The 16,963-nt window shown below is 63.6% G+C and carries 17 protein-coding genes; 5 read left to right on the top strand and 12 right to left on the bottom strand.

Annotated elements, in window-relative coordinates:
- Positions 1-49 precede the first annotated feature (49 nt).
- The 3 genes from AB7Z56_RS17575 to AB7Z56_RS17565 form a co-directional block, all read right to left on the bottom strand.
- Entirely contained in the window at positions 50-1,423 is a 1,374-nt protein-coding gene (locus AB7Z56_RS17575) for an IS30 family transposase (protein WP_354266075.1), read from the bottom strand.
- A 177-nt stretch (positions 1,424-1,600) separates the two neighbouring features.
- Positions 1,601-2,368 (bottom strand): SDR family NAD(P)-dependent oxidoreductase, encoded by a 768-nt coding sequence (locus AB7Z56_RS17570; protein ID WP_063982568.1) that lies wholly within the window; start codon positions 2,366-2,368, stop codon positions 1,601-1,603.
- 69 nt (positions 2,369-2,437) lie between these two features.
- The gene (locus tag AB7Z56_RS17565; protein ID WP_354124158.1) at positions 2,438-3,136 is read right to left on the bottom strand and encodes a histidine phosphatase family protein; all 699 of its coding nucleotides are present in this window, start codon (positions 3,134-3,136) and stop codon (positions 2,438-2,440) included.
- Between the two features lie 134 nt (positions 3,137-3,270).
- On the opposite strand from AB7Z56_RS17565, the gene AB7Z56_RS17560 reads away from it, so the two are divergent.
- Entirely contained in the window at positions 3,271-4,056 is a 786-nt protein-coding gene (locus tag AB7Z56_RS17560) for an SDR family NAD(P)-dependent oxidoreductase (RefSeq protein ID WP_354124157.1), read from the top strand.
- A 929-nt stretch (positions 4,057-4,985) separates the two neighbouring features.
- Here AB7Z56_RS17560 and AB7Z56_RS17555 read toward each other — a convergent pair.
- Positions 4,986-5,468 carry an anthrone oxygenase family protein gene (locus AB7Z56_RS17555; RefSeq protein WP_354124156.1) on the bottom strand — a complete coding sequence of 161 codons (483 nt, stop codon included), beginning with the start codon at positions 5,466-5,468 and terminating at the stop codon, positions 4,986-4,988.
- Between the two features lie 94 nt (positions 5,469-5,562).
- Between AB7Z56_RS17555 and AB7Z56_RS17550 the strand changes: the two genes are divergently transcribed.
- The 3 genes from AB7Z56_RS17550 to AB7Z56_RS17540 all read left to right on the top strand — a co-directional run bounded on the left by AB7Z56_RS17550 (position 5,563) and on the right by AB7Z56_RS17540 (position 7,976).
- A complete protein-coding gene (locus AB7Z56_RS17550; protein WP_063982565.1) occupies positions 5,563-6,213 on the top strand; it encodes a TetR/AcrR family transcriptional regulator in 651 nt (216 codons plus the stop codon).
- 104 nt (positions 6,214-6,317) lie between these two features.
- The gene (gene argE / locus AB7Z56_RS17545) at positions 6,318-7,505 is read left to right on the top strand and encodes an acetylornithine deacetylase (protein WP_354124155.1); all 1,188 of its coding nucleotides are present in this window, start codon (positions 6,318-6,320) and stop codon (positions 7,503-7,505) included.
- Positions 7,506-7,673: 168 nt separating this feature from the next.
- Positions 7,674-7,976 carry a hypothetical protein gene (locus AB7Z56_RS17540; protein ID WP_441256380.1) on the top strand — a complete coding sequence of 101 codons (303 nt, stop codon included), beginning with the start codon at positions 7,674-7,676 and terminating at the stop codon, positions 7,974-7,976.
- 199 nt (positions 7,977-8,175) lie between these two features.
- Here AB7Z56_RS17540 and AB7Z56_RS17535 read toward each other — a convergent pair whose 3' ends face one another.
- The 3 genes from AB7Z56_RS17535 to AB7Z56_RS17525 all read right to left on the bottom strand — a co-directional run bounded on the left by AB7Z56_RS17535 (position 8,176) and on the right by AB7Z56_RS17525 (position 11,434).
- Positions 8,176-8,802, bottom strand: a complete 627-nt coding sequence (locus AB7Z56_RS17535) for a LysE family translocator (RefSeq protein WP_354124153.1) — start codon at positions 8,800-8,802, stop codon at positions 8,176-8,178.
- Positions 8,803-9,008: 206 nt separating this feature from the next.
- On the bottom strand, positions 9,009-10,067 hold the full coding sequence (locus tag AB7Z56_RS17530) for a phosphotransferase family protein (protein ID WP_063982562.1): 1,059 nt from the start codon (positions 10,065-10,067) through the stop codon (positions 9,009-9,011).
- Positions 10,068-10,198: 131 nt separating this feature from the next.
- On the bottom strand, positions 10,199-11,434 hold the full coding sequence (locus AB7Z56_RS17525) for an acyl-CoA dehydrogenase family protein (protein ID WP_063982561.1): 1,236 nt from the start codon (positions 11,432-11,434) through the stop codon (positions 10,199-10,201).
- A gap of 209 nt (positions 11,435-11,643) precedes the next feature.
- Here AB7Z56_RS17525 and AB7Z56_RS17520 point away from each other — a divergent pair, with 209 nt between their 5' ends.
- On the top strand, positions 11,644-12,306 hold the full coding sequence (locus AB7Z56_RS17520; protein WP_166092677.1) for a TetR/AcrR family transcriptional regulator: 663 nt from the start codon (positions 11,644-11,646) through the stop codon (positions 12,304-12,306).
- A gap of 3 nt (positions 12,307-12,309) precedes the next feature.
- On the opposite strand, the gene AB7Z56_RS17515 is transcribed toward AB7Z56_RS17520, so the two are convergent.
- The 5 genes from AB7Z56_RS17515 to AB7Z56_RS17495 form a co-directional block, all read right to left on the bottom strand.
- Entirely contained in the window at positions 12,310-12,702 is a 393-nt protein-coding gene (locus tag AB7Z56_RS17515) for a RidA family protein (RefSeq protein ID WP_354124152.1), read from the bottom strand.
- Positions 12,703-12,903: 201 nt separating this feature from the next.
- Positions 12,904-13,119 (bottom strand): hypothetical protein, encoded by a 216-nt coding sequence (locus AB7Z56_RS17510; protein ID WP_014494475.1) that lies wholly within the window; start codon positions 13,117-13,119, stop codon positions 12,904-12,906.
- 225 nt (positions 13,120-13,344) lie between these two features.
- The gene (locus AB7Z56_RS17505; protein WP_085405399.1) at positions 13,345-14,574 is read right to left on the bottom strand and encodes a CaiB/BaiF CoA transferase family protein; all 1,230 of its coding nucleotides are present in this window, start codon (positions 14,572-14,574) and stop codon (positions 13,345-13,347) included.
- A 218-nt stretch (positions 14,575-14,792) separates the two neighbouring features.
- Positions 14,793-15,479, bottom strand: coding sequence for an outer membrane protein (locus AB7Z56_RS17500; protein WP_354124151.1), 687 nt, complete (start codon positions 15,477-15,479; stop codon positions 14,793-14,795).
- Between the two features lie 137 nt (positions 15,480-15,616).
- Positions 15,617-16,822 carry an MFS transporter gene (locus AB7Z56_RS17495; RefSeq protein WP_354124150.1) on the bottom strand — a complete coding sequence of 402 codons (1,206 nt, stop codon included), beginning with the start codon at positions 16,820-16,822 and terminating at the stop codon, positions 15,617-15,619.
- Positions 16,823-16,963: the final 141 nt, after the last annotated feature.

Below are 16,963 nucleotides of genomic sequence, written 5' to 3'. Positions count from 1 at the left end.
GGCATCCAGGGCGGATTCAATCGGTCGTCGCAACACCAATTAATTTCACTCATGACAGCAGTTCGTCAAGCGCCTCCGCTGGCGTTTTCCAGCCTAGTGTCTTTCTCGGTCGGGCATTGAGGGCCGCTGCCACAGCGGATATTTCGTCGGCGCTGTGGATGCTCAGGTCTGTGCCTTTCGGAAAGTACTGCCGCAGCAATCCGTTGGTGTTCTCGTTAGTGCCGCGCTGCCAAGGGCTTTGCGGGTCGCAGAAGTAGACCTGGATACCCGCATCGATCTTGAGACGATCGTGCTGAGCCATTTCGGCTCCCTGATCCCAAGTCAGCGATCGACGCAGTTCTTCGGGTAAGGTGATGACGGTGCGCGTGATCGCATCGCGCACGGCTTCGGCCCCGTGTCCCGCGAGCGCAGGTCCGTTCTTCACGCGCGGAGCTTCGCCATGCCCCGCCAACCGGGGAAGGTGCAATAGCATCGTGAAGCGCGTCGTGCGCTCGACCAGCGTGCCGATTGCCGAGCTGCCAAGACCGAGGATGAGGTCTCCCTCCCAATGTCCCGGCACTGCTCGATCGGCAGCTTCAGCAGGGCGCTCACTGATCATGATCTCCGGGGAGACAAAACCCTTGCCTCGCCTGCGTACGCGCGCTCTGGGCATCCGTAATACACGCCCTGTTCGCAAGCAGGCCGTCAGCTCGCGGCGTAGCGCCCCACGGCCCTGGACGAAGAGAGCTTGATAGATAGCTTCGTGGCTGATGCGCATCGTCTTGTCGTCCGGGAAGTCGATCGGCAAGCGTCGGGCAATCTGCTCGGGGCTCCAGGCTTTGGCCCATCGCCGATCCTTGCGCGGGCCATGCCGGCGCCCCTTCCACGGAACGACGGGACCAAGAACGGGAGCGCCGCTCGGGGCTACGACGTCGCCAGCAAGTCTCTCCTGCACATAAGTGCGCAAGGTTGCATTGAGCGCAAGCTTGGTCGGCTTGGGCCGGCGGGCGGATCGATCCGCATGCCATTGGGCAGTTGTTGCCCGATACTCCAACCCGCCGCCGCGGGTGGCCGCGTTGCGCCGCAGTTCACGGGAGACTGTCGAAGCAGCCCGCCCCAGGCGACGTCCAATCTCCTGTATGGAATGGCCCTGCACCTTGAGCAGTGCGATCTCCTCGCGCTCAACCAACGAGAGGTACCGCCCGGAGAGCGCATTTGCCGAAGATCTGAACATCGCTGGTGGCATGCCGCCCGCCTTTCGGAATAATCTGCCTCCGACAGGTTGTGACAATCCGGCTTCCAGCGCAGCATCTTCGCTACTTAGCCCCGCGGCAATCGCCCGCCAAAATTTATTCTGTTCATTGCGTCCTGCAACAGACGGCCGTCCTGGCGATGGCAATGGGGCTCGTCCTGATTGCGCCGATCGGCGCCTTACAATGTTCATCGCAACCTCAAACCTCCGAGTGTTGCGACGACCGATTGAATCCGCCCAGTACGCCGCGGCGGATGTTGTGAGAGCGAGCTCTCTATTGCCGGCCTCTGGAATACTGGATCGCCCGCCTTCGCGGGCGATGACACCGATGCTGGGGTGGGCTGCTTGCCCCCTCCCGCTTCGACCGCCTCAACTAATCGTCGCGCCGCCGTCGATCACCATGGTCTGGCCGGTCATGAAGTCGCCGGCCTTCGATCCCAGGAACACGGCGGCGCCGGCGATCTCGTCGGGGATGCCGATGCGCAGCAGCGGCGAGCGCGAGGTCGAGGCCTTCAAATTCTCCGGATTGTCCCACAGTGCCTTGGCAAAATCGGTCTTGATCAGGCCGGGCGCGATGCAGTTCACGCGGATGTTGTGCTTGCCGTATTCGCAGGCGAGGTTGCGCGCGAGCTGCATGTCGGCGGCCTTGGAGATCGCGTAGGCGCCGAGGATGGTCGAGCCCTTCAGGCCGCCAATCGAGGACACGATGATGACCGAGCCGTCCTTGCGCTCGATCATCTGCGGCACCACCATCGAGATCAGCCAGTTGTTGGCGACGATGTTGTTGTCGAGAATCTTCCTGAACTGATCGTCGGAGATGCCGGCGAGCGGGCCGTAATACGGGTTCGACGCGGCGTTGCAGACCAGCACGTCGATCTTGCCGAAGGCGCGGTTGCTCTCATCGATGAGGTTTTGCAGATTTTCCTTCGACGAGATGTTGGCGGCGATCGCGACCGCCGTGCCGTTGCCGAACTTGTCGTTGATGCCCTTCGCAACCTGGTCGCAGACATCGGCCTTGCGCGAGGAGATCACGACCTTGGCGCCGTGCTCGGCCATGCGCTCGGCGATCGCCAGCCCGATGCCGCGCGTCGAGCCGGTGATGACGGCGACTTTCCCCTTCATGTCGAACAAGGTCATGGTTTCCTCCCAGATTATGGTTTGATTGACTTGAAGCTTACGCCGCGTCCGCACGAGCGGACAATGGCGTCAGGCGAGCTTCTTGACTTCCGGCCCCGCCAGCTGATGCATCTCGGCGTGCGCGTCATCAGCGATCCACGGCTGCTGGTTGACCATCGGCAGTCGCCAGACCGAGCGTTCGGGGCTTGAGAAATAATCGAGCCGCGTGATCGAGCAGTTGTCGATGTCGAACGACAGTGCCCGCTCTACCTGGCCGTCGAGTGCGAGGCCGATCGCCGCCTTGATGGTGCCGCCATGCGCGACCGCGATCACATCCTGCCCGGCCGCCTGGTTGTTGATCCGCTCGACGGTACGGCGCGTGCGGTTGTAGAGATCCATGAAGCTTTCGCCGCCGGGCGCGGGCTCGTTGATGTCGGCGAACCAGCTCGCGCCGACGGGGCGGCTGGCGATGAACTGGGCGCGGTTCATGCCCTGCCAGCGTCCGAGATTCTGTTCGGCCAGCTCTGCTTCCCATTTCATCGATACAGGCCTTGGGAAGCCGGCCGCCCAGATCGCTTCCGCGGTCTGGTGGGTGCGCATCAGATTGCTCGAATACCAGACCGCCTTGCGTGGCAGCACCTTGGCAACAGCATTGAAGACGTAGGTGTCGCTGGTGTCGCAAGCGAGATCGCTCTGCCCGTAGATGTTGCCGCCGTCATTGCGCACCGGCGCATGACGGACCCACCACCACCGCGTCGTAACCACATTGGGCTTGTCTGCGCCTGTCATCGAAACCCTTCCATCCCGTTTGATGTCGCTGTACGTCAGGTGTGAACGTGTCTCAAGACACTTTACCGTTTGAAATCTTGTTTGAAATTCCGTCGCGCGGCAAGCGTCGCGCGGCATACCAAAGGGAGAAACGCATGGGCCGTCTGCAAGGCAAATCCGTCATCATCACCGGCGCCGGCAGCGGCATCGGCCGCGCCGCCGCACTCCTCTTTACCAGGGAAGGCGCAAGACTGATCGCGGTCGACCGCACCGAGGCGGTGATGGAGACCGTCGACGAGGTGAAGAAGGCCGGCGGTGTCGCGGAAGCCATGGTGGCGGACGCGGGCTCCGAAAAGGACGTGATCGCCGTCATCGACAAGGCGGTGAAGACGCATGGCCGGCTCGACGTGATCTGGGCCAATGCCGGCGTTTCCGGCGGGCTCGTCCCGCTCGGCGAGCAGACCGTGGAACAGTGGCAGGAGGTGCTGCGCGTCAACCTGATCGGCCCGTTCCTCGCGGTGAAGCATGCGATGCCGCACATGGTGAAGCAGCAGTCCGGCGCGATCGTGCTCACGGCGTCCGTCGCGGGCCTCAAGGCCGGCGCCAGCGGACATCCCTATGCGGCGAGCAAGGCCGGCGTGATCAGCCTGGTGCAGACCACGGCGTATTCGCTCACCGGCACCGGCGTGCGCATCAACGCGGTCTGCCCGGGCCTGATCGAGACCGGCATGACCAAACCGATCTTCGACCGCGCCAAGGAGCGCGGCACCCAAGACAAGATCGGCCAGCTCAATCCGTTGAAGCGCCCCGGCCAGCCGCACGAGCTCGCGGCGATGGGGCTGTTCCTGGCCAGCGACGAGGCGTCGTATGTCAACGGCCAAGCGTTCCCGGTTGACGGTGGTTTGACGGCGTCGATGCCGTATACGGGCAAGCCGGTTTAGCACGCGCTTTCTCGTGTCCCGGACTCCCTGCGTCCGGGATACGAGACCGGAGTTTTGGCGCGCAACTGCCTCAACATCGTCATTGCGAGCGCAGCGAAGCAATCCAGAATCCCTCCGCGGAGGCAGTCTGGATTGCTTAGTCGCAAGAGCTCCTCGCAATGACGGAGTGTGGGGTGACACGGCCGCTTCATCATTCGCATCTTCATTGCAGACACACCTTCGCATCCTCGCGGCGCGTTTCGCCCGAGCTTTGCTTGGTCGCCTCACCCCCAATTGAAAGAGGGCGCAGGGAAGGCCGGGAGCCGGCTGGCTCCCATTGTCCGCTATGCCATGAGTAGTTTGCGCTACAATGCACAGCGGGTAACAGGGCAACCGGAGCATCCCGGCCTTCCCTGCGCAGTGGTTGGAACGGCTTATGTCGTGCTCTCCCCGGGGAGCGATGCACTATTGCCCCCGTCGCCGTTGCGGATGACTGATGCGCATGCCCGGTCGGGCTGCCACATCACCGCAAGACTTGGCGCACAGACCCCGGGCGCCAGGACGACACGATTTGGCCGTACGCCGATCACATCTGTCGTTGGCGCGAGGTCTTCGCTCACGGTCGCCCGCCCTGCGAAGCTTTTCGTGCCGATGTGACCTGCGTCCACCGCCGCCCGGCCCGCGTTCGTGACGATCGCGATACGCCCCTCTTCCTTGGGCCGGGTTGCGGCGACAGATACGCCGTTTCCGAATTTCGGTAAAGCGGCATATTTTCGCGAGTACACATTGACCGAGAGTTTGAGTGTTTTGCCCGACGGGCAACGCAAGGTCTTGTAGACTGGAGATCTTGTAGCCCGGATGGAGCGAAGCGTAATCCGGGGTTTGCGCCCCCCGGACATTGTGGCCCCGGATTTCGCTTCGCTCCATCCGGGCTACGATGCCGATTTGGCCTACGAAGCCAGCGCTGCGACAAACAACCCGCTCGCGACCACCGACGCAACCGTCCGCACGTGGTTCCAGAACGTCCAGTCCTTCAGATACGCCGCCCACACCGCGCCAGCCTCCGGCGCGGACGGCTGCAACGCGGCGAGCGCGTTGTTGAGCGGGACGTTGAACACCATCGTCACCACGAACATGCCGATGACATAGAGGCCGCCGCCGGCGATCATGCCCACTGCCCCCGGCTCGCTGGCGCGCAACGTACCCATCACCACCAGCGCCGCGCCTGCCACCGTCGTGCCGAGAAACAGCGGCATGAACAACGAGCGCACGATGTCGACATTGATCGCGTTCATCGCCGCGATGCCGGCGGCCTGGTCGAGCCGGCCGAGCGCGGTCATGATGAAGGTCGAGAAGGCGAAATAGATTCCGGCCATGAGGCCGCAGCCGATCGCCGAAAACCAGAGCAATCCGGTCGTGTAACCCTGCCACATGCCGCAGCTCCCTATAATACGATAAACTCTCGCATTTGATAAATGCGATAAACTCTCTTATTTGTGACGTCAAGCGCGGATGGCGGGAATCGGGATGCCGGAACGGAAAAGCAGGACGGACAAGACGACGCACGCGGCCGCGCGACGCACGCCGCTGGTGCCGACGCAGGAACGAAGCCGGGAGCGTTTCGATCGCATCCTGACGGCTGCGGCCGAGATCCTCACCGAGAAAGGCAGCGATGCCTTCCGGATGAGCGACATCGTCGAGCGCACCGGCATCGCGTTCGGCTCGCTCTATCAATATTTTCCGGACAAGAGCACGGTGATCGGGACGCTTGCCGAGCGATGCAATGTCATCGGCCGCGAATGCGTCCAGCGCGACCTCGCCGAGATGAAGAAGCTGTCCGACCTGCACGCGGCGCTGTGCCGCATCACCGACGGCTATGACCAGATGTTCCGCGAGCATCCTGTGATGCATCACATCTGGCAGGCGACGCAGGCCGACCGAAGCTTGCAGAAGATCGACGAGGAGGATGTGGCCTTTCTCGCCGGCCTCTTGCGCGAGGCGCTCAAGCGCGTCGCGCCGAAACAGCCCGCCGCCGCCCTCACCTCCTTCTCGCAACTGGCGATGATCCAGATCGCCGCCGCGGTTCGTCACGCCATCGCCTTGCCGCCGGCGGAGGCGCGGCGTACGCTCGAGTTGTTCAAGCGAATGCTGCCGAAAGATCTCTCCGCGCTCGGCTGAGGTTCAGCGAAAGCACCCTTCGCGATCCGATTTGCCCGAACCGCCACTCCGTTGGTATGTTTCGTGCAGGCGGCGAAGCCATCCTCCATCTCATGAACGAGACAATGCCCAACCCGATTTTCCCGAGTTCACGACCCGATCGCATTCGCAACCTCCTCGCCGACCTCGTCGGCTTCGACACCGTCAGCGACCGCACCAATCTGCCCTTGATTGCCCATATCGAGAGCTATCTTGCTTTCCTCGGTGTCAAGGGCGAGCGCATCGTCGACGACACCGGCCAGAAGGCCTCGCTCTGGGTCACCATCGGACCGGAGGACCGTCCAGGCCTCGTGCTGTCGGGACACACAGACGTCGTGCCGGTCGTGGGCCAGGACTGGAGCCACGATCCGTTCAAGCTGGTCGAGCGCGACGGCAAGCTCTACGGCCGCGGCACCACCGACATGAAGGGTTTTGTCGCGGTGTGCCTCGCCATGGTGCCGGAGATGCTGGAAGCGAAGCTGACGACGCCGATCCATCTCGCCATCTCCTATGACGAGGAGATCGGCTGCGTCGGCGTGCGGCCGATGCTGCGCGAGGTCGCGAAGAAGAAGATCAAGCCGCTCGGCGCCTTCATCGGCGAGCCGACCGAGATGAAGGTCATCATCGGCCACAAGGGCAAGCACGGCGTGCGCGCGACATTCCGTGGTCTCGCCCGCCACTCCTCGATCGCGCCCGACGGCGTCAACGCGATCGAATACGCGGCCGAGCTGATCACCGAAATCCGTCGCCGTGCCGTGAAGCTTGCGGCCGCGCGATCGAATGACAGCCTCTACGACGTTCCGCATTCGACGCTGCTCACCAGCATCGTGCATGGCGGCGCCGCGCTGAACATCGTGCCCGATACCTGCACGGTGGATTTCGAATGCCGCGGCATCGGCATCACCGAGTCGCGCGAGGTGACGGATGCGATCGTCGCCTGGGCCAAGGCCGAGCTCGAGCCGGAGATGAAGGCGAGACATCCGGAGTGCGGCATCGATTTCGAGGAGATCCTTGATTATCCCGCGCTCGACACGGCGGCCGACGCCGCCATCGTCACGCTCGCCAAGGGCCTTGCGGGTCGCAACGACCACGCCAAGGTGGCGTTCGGCACCGAAGCGAGCTTGTTCGCCAGCATGGCCGATGTACCGTCAGTCGTAATCGGCCCCGGCGCGATCGCGCAGGCGCATACGCCCGACGAGTTCGTGGCGATGGCGGAGCTGGAGAAATGCGCAGGCTTCGTGGAAAGGCTGATCGCGCATTGTGTGAAGGGCTGACCCGTAGGGTGGGTTAGCTTAGCGCAGCGTAACCCGCCACTTCTGTTGCGCCGTGCGAATGGCGGACAATGATGCGCCTTTGCCCACCCTGCGGGAGCTGATTTGCCCGACAGGCAAGGCTCCCTTCTGCTAGGCTCCAGACTCTCGCCTAACCGAAGGGAGAACTCCATGAAGGCCATCGCACTGGGCGCACTCGGGGCCGCGCTGGTTGCGGCCGCCGCTTCCGCCGCGCCGCTCAACGCAACGACGATCGGCTCTGCCGAAATCTCCGACGTCGACCAAGTCGGTCTGATCTGCAACGAGTATTATGGACGCTGCTGGCGGACCCGGGGACGCTATGTCCTGCGCTACTTTGACGACCCCAGCTACTTCCCCGGCAGGGGCTACAACTACTACGCCGGTCCCGGCTATTACGATCGCGGATACGGCAGCTACTACGTCGGACCGAGGTTCACCATTCGCGCCCGGTAGCAGGCCAATCACCATCAGAGCGGCGCTCGACACCGTCGCGTCGAAGAAGAAGGGCATCAACAGCGAGCGCAGGATGTCGACATTGATGGCGTTCATCGCCGCAACCGTTCAGAGCGTAGCCCGCATGAGCGTTAGCAACATGCGGGACCGCCGTCCCGGGTGTCGCTGCGCTCACCCGGGCTACGGGAGCACGCGTTCCTCATCGCTCCTGCAACGCCAGCCGCACGCCGACAGCGCAGTAGATGGTCCCGACCACCTTGCCCTGCCATTTCACCACGGCCGGATGGCGGCGCAGGAGATTGCCCAGACGACCGGCGCCGACGGCGAACACCACGGTGCTGACGAGACCCAGCAGCACGAAGACGATGCCGAGGATCGCAAGCTGAAGTGCGATCGAACCGTGCTCCGGCCTCACGAATTGCGGCAGGAACGCAAGGAAGAACAGCGCGGTCTTGGGATTGAGCACTTCAGTCAGTACGGCCTGCCGGAAGGCGCGACCCGCGCCGATCGCGGGCGCGCCGCCGTTCAGCTCGATCGGCGCCTTGTCGAGCATCGCGCGAATGCCAAGATAGATCAGGAACGCTGCGCCGGCATATTTGACGATGCCGAACATCAGCGCGGAGGTCGCGATGATCGCCGACAAGCCGACGATCGCCATCGAAGTGTGGATCAAGTCACCGGCCGCAATCCCCGCGCCGGTCGCGATGCCGACCTTCGTTCCCGAGCTAACCGCGCGCGCCATGGTGAGCAGCGTCGCAGGCCCGGGAATGAAGACAAAACCGAGTACGATGAGGATGTAGTTGATGAGGGTGGCGTGATCGATCATATGGCTGGCCGTTCTTTCACTGATGTCGCTACAGCGGTGTCATGCCCCGGCTTGACCGGCGCATCCAGTACGCCGCGGCTCCTCTGCGTCCACGCGCTGTCTCTGGGATACTGGATTGCCCGCTTTCGCGGGCAATGACACCGAAAGTGTGGAGACGGCGAACCACAAAGCGAAAAGGCGCGGCCATCAGCCGCGCCTTTGTGTGTCTAAACAGCGCCCGCCTTCTGCGCGTACTCCCACGACGCCTTCGACAGCGGCACGGTGCGCTTGGCTGACTCCAGCGCCTTGGCATTGGCCGCGGTGCCGTCGCGAACGCGGCCGGCGATGCCTTGGGTGATGCCGGCGAGGCGGAACAGGTTGTAGGCAAAATACCAGTTGAGATCAGGCACCGTCATCTTGGTGACGTTGCAATAGATCTGCGCGGCCTCTTCCACGCTTGGGATGTTGAGCGCCTTGAGGTCGGCGCCCTCCAGGCCCGGCATGATCCACTGCATCAACAGATAGGTGAAGTCGGCCATGGGATCGCCAAGCGTCGACAGCTCCCAGTCGAGCACGGCCTGCACGCGCGGTTCCGTCGCGTGGAAAATCATGTTGTCGAGGCGATAGTCGCCGTGGACGATCGAGACGCGCGCCTGCTCCGGCACGGTTTTGGGCAGCCATTCGGCGACCTTCTCGAACTCCGGAATGTGCTGCGTCTCGGACGCCCGGTACTGTTTGGTCCAGCGGTCGATCTGCCGCGCAAAGTAGTTGCCGGGCTTGCCGAACTCGCCGAGGCCGATCGCTACGGGATCGTACATGTGGAGTTTTGCCAGCGTCTCGATCTTGCTGGTGAATATCTTGCGGCGGTCCTCCGGCGTCTGGCTCGGCAGCGTCGGATCCCAGAACACCCGACCGTCCTCCATCGACATGATGTAGAAGGCCGCGCCGATGATGCTGTCGTCCTGGCACAGCGCGTAGGCGCGCGCGACCGGAAAACCCTGCTTTCCAAGGGCTGCGATGACGCGATATTCGCGATCGACCGCGTGCGCCGACGGCAGCAATTTGCCGAACGGCTTTCGGCGCATCACATATGAGCGGTTCGGCGTGTTGAGCCGGTAGGTCGGATTGGACTGGCCGCCCTTGAACTGGAGGACAACCAGCGGGCCCTCATAGCCTTCGACGTTGTCGCGCATCCAGGCTTCGAGCCGCATCTCGTCGAAGCGATGACGCTCCTCGACCGGCTTGGTGCCCGAGAATTCTTCGTCTTTCCTGACGCCGTCAGCCACGATGACGCTCCCTCTTCAGTCCGAACATGATCCTAATCGGTAACCGCTGACGCACTTGCGTCAAGCGGTCACCGAATGCGGATCAGCCCTGTCGTCTTTTTCAAGTCGGGAGCGCCGCAGGGCTCTCCCTCTTAATGCTTGGGAGAATTGGCATACTTCCGAACTTCGAGCCTTGCAATGGCGCGATTGTGCACCTCGTCCGGACCGTCGGCGAGCCGCAGCGTGCGGATGCCGGCGTAGTCCTTGGCAAGGCCCGCCTCGTCGGAGACGCCGGCGCCGCCGAAGGCCTGGATCGCCTCGTCGATGATCTTCAGCGCCATGTTGGGCGCTGCGACCTTGATCATGGCGATTTCGGCCTGCGCGGTCTTGTTGCCGACCTTGTCCATCATGTCCGCGGCCTTGAGGCACAGAAGACGCGTCATCTCGATGTTGGTGCGGGCCTCACCGATGCGCTGCTCCCACACCGAATGCTCGACGATCTTCTTGCCGAAGGCGGTGCGCGACATCAGCCGCTTCACCATCTTCTCCAGCGCTTCCTCGGCCTTGCCGATGGTGCGCATGCAGTGGTGGATACGGCCGGGACCGAGGCGGCCCTGCGCGATCTCGAAGCCGCGGCCTTCACCGAGCAGGATGTTTTCCTTGGGCACGCGCACGTTCTCGAGCAGCACCTGGGCGTGGCCGTGCGGCGCATCGTCGAAGCCGAACACGGGCAGCATCTTCTCGACCTTGATGCCGGGAGTGTCGAGCGGAACCAGGATCTGCGACTGCTGCTGGTGCTTGGCCGCCTTGAAATCGGTCTTGCCCATCAGGATCGCGATCTTGCAGCGCGGATCTCCGACACCGGACGACCACCATTTGCGGCCGTTGATGACGTAGTGATCGCCATCCTTCTCGATGCTGGTCTCGATGTTGGTGGCGTCGGACGAGGCGACCGCCGGTTCCGTCATCAGGAACGCCGAGCGGATCTCGCCGTCCATCAGCGGACGCAGCCATTTGCGCTTCTGCTCCTTGGAGCCGTAGCGCATGAACACTTCCATGTTGCCAGTGTCGGGCGCCGAACAGTTGAACACTTCCGAAGCCCAGGAGATGTGGCCCATCTGCTCCGACAGCAGCGCGTATTCGAGATTGGTCAATCCCGCGCCGCGGAATTCGTCGTCCTCATGCTCGTTCGGCGGCATGAACATGTTCCAGAGGCCTTCGGCCTTCGCCTTCTTCTTGAGGTCCTCCAGAACCGGGATCACCTTCCAGCGCTCGCCGCTGTGATCCTGCTCGTTATAGATCGGCACCGCCGGACGCACGTGCTTGGTCATGAACGACTGCACGCGGTCGAGCCATTCCTTCTGCTTGGGGGACAGATCGAAATCCATGGGACGCTCCTCGGTCTCTCTTTGCAAAGCTGTTTTGCGCCGGACTGTCCTCCCGCCGCACGCGACCCGCAAGCGCGAATGCTTGCGGACGCCTCGGAACCGGCTCGCGCGTTGCGAACGAGTCTCGATTGCGGATTGACTTTCTCCGGCCTTCAAACGATAGTTTCATACAAGTGTTTGAATTGCAACTCCCTCCCCGAGGGGCATCCATGGCCAGCGATCATACGAGGTCTGCCATTCTCGCCGCCGCCGAACGGCTTTATGCCGATCGCGGCTTTGGCGACGTGACGCTGCGCGACATCGTCGCGGAGGCCAACGTCAACCTCGCGGCGGTGAATTATCATTTCGGCTCGAAGGACGAATTGATCGCGGAGCTGTTCGTCTCGCGCTCGATCGCCACCAACCGCGAACGCCTGCGCGAATTGAAGGCCGCGGAAGAGCAAGGCGGCGGCCGTGCGCCGATCGAGGTAATCTTGCGGGCGCTGGTCGGCCCGACCTTGCGCGGCTGCCTGGGTCCGGAAAACCAGCGCTCCACCGCGGCGCGCTTCATGATCCGCGCCTCGATCGAATCCGTGCCGCCGATCCGCCGCATCAAGAACCGCGAGATCGATCATTTGCGGAAATTCGCCGGCGCCATGCGACGGTCCCTGCCCGACCGCAGCGACGTCGATATCTATTGGGGCCTGAACTTCGCGCTCGCCATGGCGCACCACACCATCCGCGAGAGCGAGCGGTTGACGAAGCTATCGGAAGGCAAATGCGATCTCGACGACGTCGAGGACGTCGTCGCGCGCGTCGTCAGCGTCGCGACGATGGCGCTGACGGCGGGGCGGACCGAGACGAAGGCGCCGTCACGGGTTGTCGCGCGTTAGCGCTCACATCATCGCGATGCAGTCGATCTCGACGTCGAAGGGGCCGAACCATTCCGGGGTGCAGACGAAGATGCGCGCCGGCGGATCAATCGGGAAATAGCGCGCATAGACCGCGTTGAACGCGGCGAAGTGTTTTGTCGAGGTGCAGTAGACGTTGCACTTCATGACATTGTCGAGCGAGGCGCCTGCCGTCTCGAGGCAGAGCTTCATCTGCTCCATGATGATCTCGCTCTGCCGCGCGATTGGCATCTCCCCGATCTCGCCCGTCTCGGGGTCGAACGGCGGCAGGCCGGCGACGAAGATCATGTTGCCGGCGCGCGTGACCGGCGAGGTCGGCGCCTTGACGCGGTCGAGAAAGGACGAGATCGGTTCGACGCGGAGCGCTTCGCGTTTCATCGGCGGCCACCTTCGGTTCGAGCGAGACTGGCGCCTTGCTACATTATTCTGCAGCCGGCATGCTTCGCTAAAGCTCGAAGTGTGATTGCGCTAAAGCGCGATGAGATCGCGCTCTAGTTCTTGTTTGAGCATGATCTCCGCGCAAACGCGTTCCGCGTTTGTCGCGAGGGAAAACCGCTGCGCAGTTTTCCGGATCGTGGCTTACACCCGCTGCGGCATCTCCTCGGCCTCTTCCTTGGCGAGCAGCAGCAGCATCTCGATACCCATCTCGCCTTCCTGGGGCGAACGGATGAACTTTATTTCGTCGGCGCTTTGCCGCAGCGCGGCGATGATGGCGACGGCCTGATTGGCCGTTGCTGCCTCGGTCGCCAGAATTGCCTTCTGGTCCTTGGCTTGAAACCCGATCGTGTAGGACATGCGTTCCCTCCCGGACTTGCGTCGGGATGATCGCATCAGAGTCGCGCGCAAAGCGGAAGCCTGTGCGAGTACGGACCGGGTTCATCTGGGGATTGCACGCAAGCCTCGGGCAAGGCCTGGCATCGCGCAACCGTCGCTCCGAGGCTGGTCAGGATCGCTGTCGCATGCGCGCCAGCACCGCATTGGTCTTCGCCGGCACGCCCCTGGGAGGATCAGGAAGCGAAGCTAGATAATCCCCTGCTGCTTCAGCTGCTCGATCTTGCCGGCATCATAGCCGAGCTTGCCGCCGAGCACCTCCTGGGTGTGCTCGCCCAGCAGCGGCGGAGCACGATAAGTCTCGATCGGGGTCTCCGAGAGGGTCAGCGCGTTGCGGATCAGCGACAGATCGGGCTCGAAGGGATGGTCGACCTTCACCCGCATGCCGCGCGACTGGACGTGCGGATCGGAAAATACCTGCTCGAAATTGTTGATCGGGCCCGACGGCACGCCGGCCTCTTCCAGCTTGTCCAGCCAATAGGCCACCGGCTGCTTCAGGAACAGCCCGGCGAAGATCGCCATGATCTCCTTGCCGTGCACGACGCGGTCGTTGTTCTTGACGAAACGCTTGTCGTTGGCGAGCTCGGGCTCGCCGAGCACGGCGCATGTGCGCTGGAATTGGCCGTCATTGCCGACCACGAGCATCAGCTCGCCGTCGGTGCAGCGGAACACGCCAGCCGGCATGCCGCCATTGCCCCAGGTGCCGCGGCGCGGCGGCATCTTGCCGTTGACGAGGTAGATCTGGAGCCAGTGCGACAGCGATGCGATGACGGTGTCGAACAGGCAGACGTCGATGTGCTGCCCCTGCCCGTCATTGGCGTCGCGATGGTAGAGCGCCGAGAGAATTCCGATCGAGGTGTTCATGCCGGTCATGTAATCGACGATCGACGGGCCGACCTTCATCGGACCCTCGCCGGGCTCGCCGTCGATATGACCGGTGACGCTCATCAGGCCGCCCATCGCCTGCAGGATCGCGTCATAGCCGGCACGCGGCGCGTAGGGGCCGGTCTGGCCGAAGCCGGTCACCGAGCAATAGATGATGCCGGGGTTGATCGCCTTGATCGTCTCGTAGTCGAGGCCATAGCGCTTGAGATCGCCGACCTTGTAGTTCTCCATGAAGACGTCGACGTCCTTGGCGAGCGCGCGGATGATCGCCTGCCCCTCGGGCTTGGCGATGTTGACGGTGACCGACTTCTTGTTGCGGTTAGCGCAGAGATAGAAGGAGTTGTTGTTGTTCGCCTTGCCCTCGGGGTCGGTCAGGTAAGGCGGGCCGAAGGCGCGCGCGTCGTCACCGGTGCCCGGCCGCTCGATCTTGATCACCTCCGCGCCGAGATCGCCCAGCATCTGGGCCGACAGGGGCCCGGCAAGCACGCGGGTGAGATCAAGGATCTTGATGCCTGAGAGCGGCAAGGCCGACATGTCGATTTCCTCCGGGAACTGATATTGGCGCGGCGGCCTTAAGCCCTGGCCGCGCTCCCTGCGGATACACCATTTTGGAGTTCTGAGCACTGCGTTCGGGGCATACGGCTATCCATCGCCCGGCAGCAGGAGCGGCCCTGCGGCGGGCGAATTTCCGCGTCACGGCTATCACGCCTGCGCCGGCGCTCCGCCACGGCGATCCGCGCCGCTGATGACGGCTAGAACCTGACGCTGATTCCACCGCGCACGGACTGGAAGCGAGGATGCTGCTCGTAGCTCCCGACGTCGGGCCAGTCGAAGCGGGACGTGCCGAAATCGCTATAGCGATATTCCAGGCGCGCCGTAACCCGATTGGTCAGCGCCGCTTCTCCGCCGACGCCTGCGGTCCATCCGGTCTTCGAAATGTCGGCATCCACCGTGGGAACTGCCAATGTCGACGTCCACCGGTACTTCAGCTCGGTGAACGCCAAGCCACCCGTCACATAGAGCAGCAGGCGCTCAGTCGGTGTAAAGCCGAGCCGTCCGCGAACGGAGGCCTCCCACTCCTTGCGCGCGTCGTATCGGAAAAACGGGATGTTAAATCCGCCGTTCACCGGGCCCACGTCTACATCGGCCTCAAGGCCAACAACGAGCCTGTCCAATTGATGGTTGTAGCCCACATGGACACCGCCGAAGCCGCCGTCCGCGCGGAACCCATGCGTGAAGCCGGTCGGAGGCCCGCCCAAGAAGAATTCGACAGTGCGATCCGGGCTCCACGCGTAACCACCTTGGACACCTGCATAGAAGCCAGTCCATGCGAAGGGCGACACGGCGACAGAGCGCACTGCCTTAACGGGCAAGTCGGCAGCATCCGCAGCGACGGCGGAGCAGGCCAGCGCGGCGAGGCAGATCAGCGTGCGTTTCATTGCAAATTCCAGCCCATGGGATTGACGATTCCAACTCTAGCGGGTTCCCCCCGCTTTTGCTGTGGCGGCCGGGCGACACTCGGTGAAAACGAATAGGAAGCGACCGGCAACTCGCGGCAACCGACGTGCCGCCGACCTCACACCACACCGGCCGCGGCCACCTGCGGTCGGCGGCGGCCGAGCAGAACCAGGATCAGCACCGCTGCGCAGGAGCAGACGAAGGTGAGACCGAGCGCGCCGCGGCTGCCGAACTGGGTGAGCAGGCCGGCAAGAACGGGCGGCGAGATCGCGGAGGCCAGATTGAGCGGCAGCGCGATCATCGACGACGCCTTGGCGAACTCGGCCTGGTCGTAGAACACCAGCGGGATCGTCGCCCGCGCCACCGCCATGGCGCCGCTGCCGGCGCCGTAGAGCAGGATGAAGACCGCGACCGCCCAGGTCGCCCCCTCGCTCAGCATCAAGAGCAGCATGGCCACGGGCAGCGCCGTGCCGGCGACAAGCCCCGTCGTGATGCCGTCCCAGCGCCCGCCGCCGAGGAAATCGAGCCCGCGGGCGCTGACCTGGATCACGCCGAGCATCGAGCCGAAGGCGATCGCCTGCGCCGGCGCCAGCCCCTCGGCCCGCAGCAATTCGATGAAAACGGCGCTCAGGCCGAAAGTGACGAAGGCATTGACGGTGATCGCGGCGACGACGAGGCCGAACGTGCTCCGCGGAATCGACAGCGCATTGGCTTGTTTTGCGGGAGCGGTGCCCCCCTCCTTCGCGATGGCCCGGCGCGGAGTTGCGAAAGCATAAAGCGGAAGCGAAACGAGAAACAGCATGGCGGCGTAGACGAGGCAGGTGCCGCGCCAACCGAAATGGCCGCTCAGGAACGAGGTGGTCGGCCAGAAGATGCTGCCGGACAGTCCCGTCACCAGCATGAGCGCGCCAATCGCGCTCTTGGCCTGTCGCCCGGCGACCTCGTTGAGCATGATATAGGCGCCGGTCGACAGTGTGGCGCTGCCGCCCATGCCGAGGATGACCCAGGCCACGAAATAGAGCATCGGCTCGCGCGCAAAATACAGAAGGACATAGCCCGGCACGGCCACGACGGTGCCCACCATCATCACCTTGCGTGCGCCGTGCCGCGCAAAAGCCCTGGCGAGCCAAGGCGCGCACAGGCCCATGGTGACATAAAGCGTCGAGGTGCCCGCAAACACCATCGGGAGGCTCATGCCGAGATCGGCCGCGAGGTCACGGCCGACGATCGGCGGAAGGCCGATCGTGCCCCATCCAATGAGCTGGGTGATTGCAAGCACCAGCAGGACCCCGATGAGCCTGCCGTCAGATTTCAAGAACCGCATTCCGATCGTCGCCTGCCCCAGCTGCATGCGTGCGCACAGACACGTCATAGCGGGAACCTTGATAACGGAAGTCTTGGCGCAGCGGAACGCCGGCCGCCGAATGGCAGAAGACGGCCGGGAGCATGTCAGCAGGAGGCAGTA

It is taken from the genome of Bradyrhizobium sp. 482_C4_N1_8 (assembly GCF_052075965.1).
In the GTDB taxonomy this organism is placed as follows: Bacteria; Pseudomonadota; Alphaproteobacteria; order Rhizobiales; family Xanthobacteraceae; genus Bradyrhizobium; species Bradyrhizobium barranii.
The sequence above is the reverse complement of the archived record's forward strand: the minus strand, read 5'-3'. Positions and strand labels throughout refer to the sequence as shown.

Excerpts from the sequence above, each read along its gene's own strand:
- AB7Z56_RS17575 (WP_354266075.1), bottom strand. The coding sequence starts at position 1,423 with ATGAACATTGTAAGGCGCCGATCGGCGCAATCAGGACGAGCCCCATTG.
- AB7Z56_RS17570 (WP_063982568.1), bottom strand. The coding sequence starts at position 2,368 with ATGACCTTGTTCGACATGAAGGGGAAAGTCGCCGTCATCACCGGCTCG.
- AB7Z56_RS17565 (WP_354124158.1), bottom strand. The coding sequence starts at position 3,136 with ATGACAGGCGCAGACAAGCCCAATGTGGTTACGACGCGGTGGTGGTGG.
- AB7Z56_RS17560 (WP_354124157.1), top strand. The coding sequence starts at position 3,271 with ATGGGCCGTCTGCAAGGCAAATCCGTCATCATCACCGGCGCCGGCAGC.
- AB7Z56_RS17555 (WP_354124156.1), bottom strand. The coding sequence starts at position 5,468 with ATGTGGCAGGGTTACACGACCGGATTGCTCTGGTTTTCGGCGATCGGC.
- AB7Z56_RS17550 (WP_063982565.1), top strand. The coding sequence starts at position 5,563 with ATGCCGGAACGGAAAAGCAGGACGGACAAGACGACGCACGCGGCCGCG.
- argE (WP_354124155.1), top strand. The coding sequence starts at position 6,318 with ATGCCCAACCCGATTTTCCCGAGTTCACGACCCGATCGCATTCGCAAC.
- AB7Z56_RS17540 (WP_441256380.1), top strand. The coding sequence starts at position 7,674 with ATGAAGGCCATCGCACTGGGCGCACTCGGGGCCGCGCTGGTTGCGGCC.
- AB7Z56_RS17535 (WP_354124153.1), bottom strand. The coding sequence starts at position 8,802 with ATGATCGATCACGCCACCCTCATCAACTACATCCTCATCGTACTCGGT.
- AB7Z56_RS17525 (WP_063982561.1), bottom strand. The coding sequence starts at position 11,434 with ATGGATTTCGATCTGTCCCCCAAGCAGAAGGAATGGCTCGACCGCGTG.
- AB7Z56_RS17520 (WP_166092677.1), top strand. The coding sequence starts at position 11,644 with ATGGCCAGCGATCATACGAGGTCTGCCATTCTCGCCGCCGCCGAACGG.
- AB7Z56_RS17515 (WP_354124152.1), bottom strand. The coding sequence starts at position 12,702 with ATGAAACGCGAAGCGCTCCGCGTCGAACCGATCTCGTCCTTTCTCGAC.
- AB7Z56_RS17510 (WP_014494475.1), bottom strand. The coding sequence starts at position 13,119 with ATGTCCTACACGATCGGGTTTCAAGCCAAGGACCAGAAGGCAATTCTG.
- AB7Z56_RS17505 (WP_085405399.1), bottom strand. The coding sequence starts at position 14,574 with ATGTCGGCCTTGCCGCTCTCAGGCATCAAGATCCTTGATCTCACCCGC.
- AB7Z56_RS17500 (WP_354124151.1), bottom strand. The coding sequence starts at position 15,479 with ATGAAACGCACGCTGATCTGCCTCGCCGCGCTGGCCTGCTCCGCCGTC.
- AB7Z56_RS17495 (WP_354124150.1), bottom strand. The coding sequence starts at position 16,822 with ATGCGGTTCTTGAAATCTGACGGCAGGCTCATCGGGGTCCTGCTGGTG.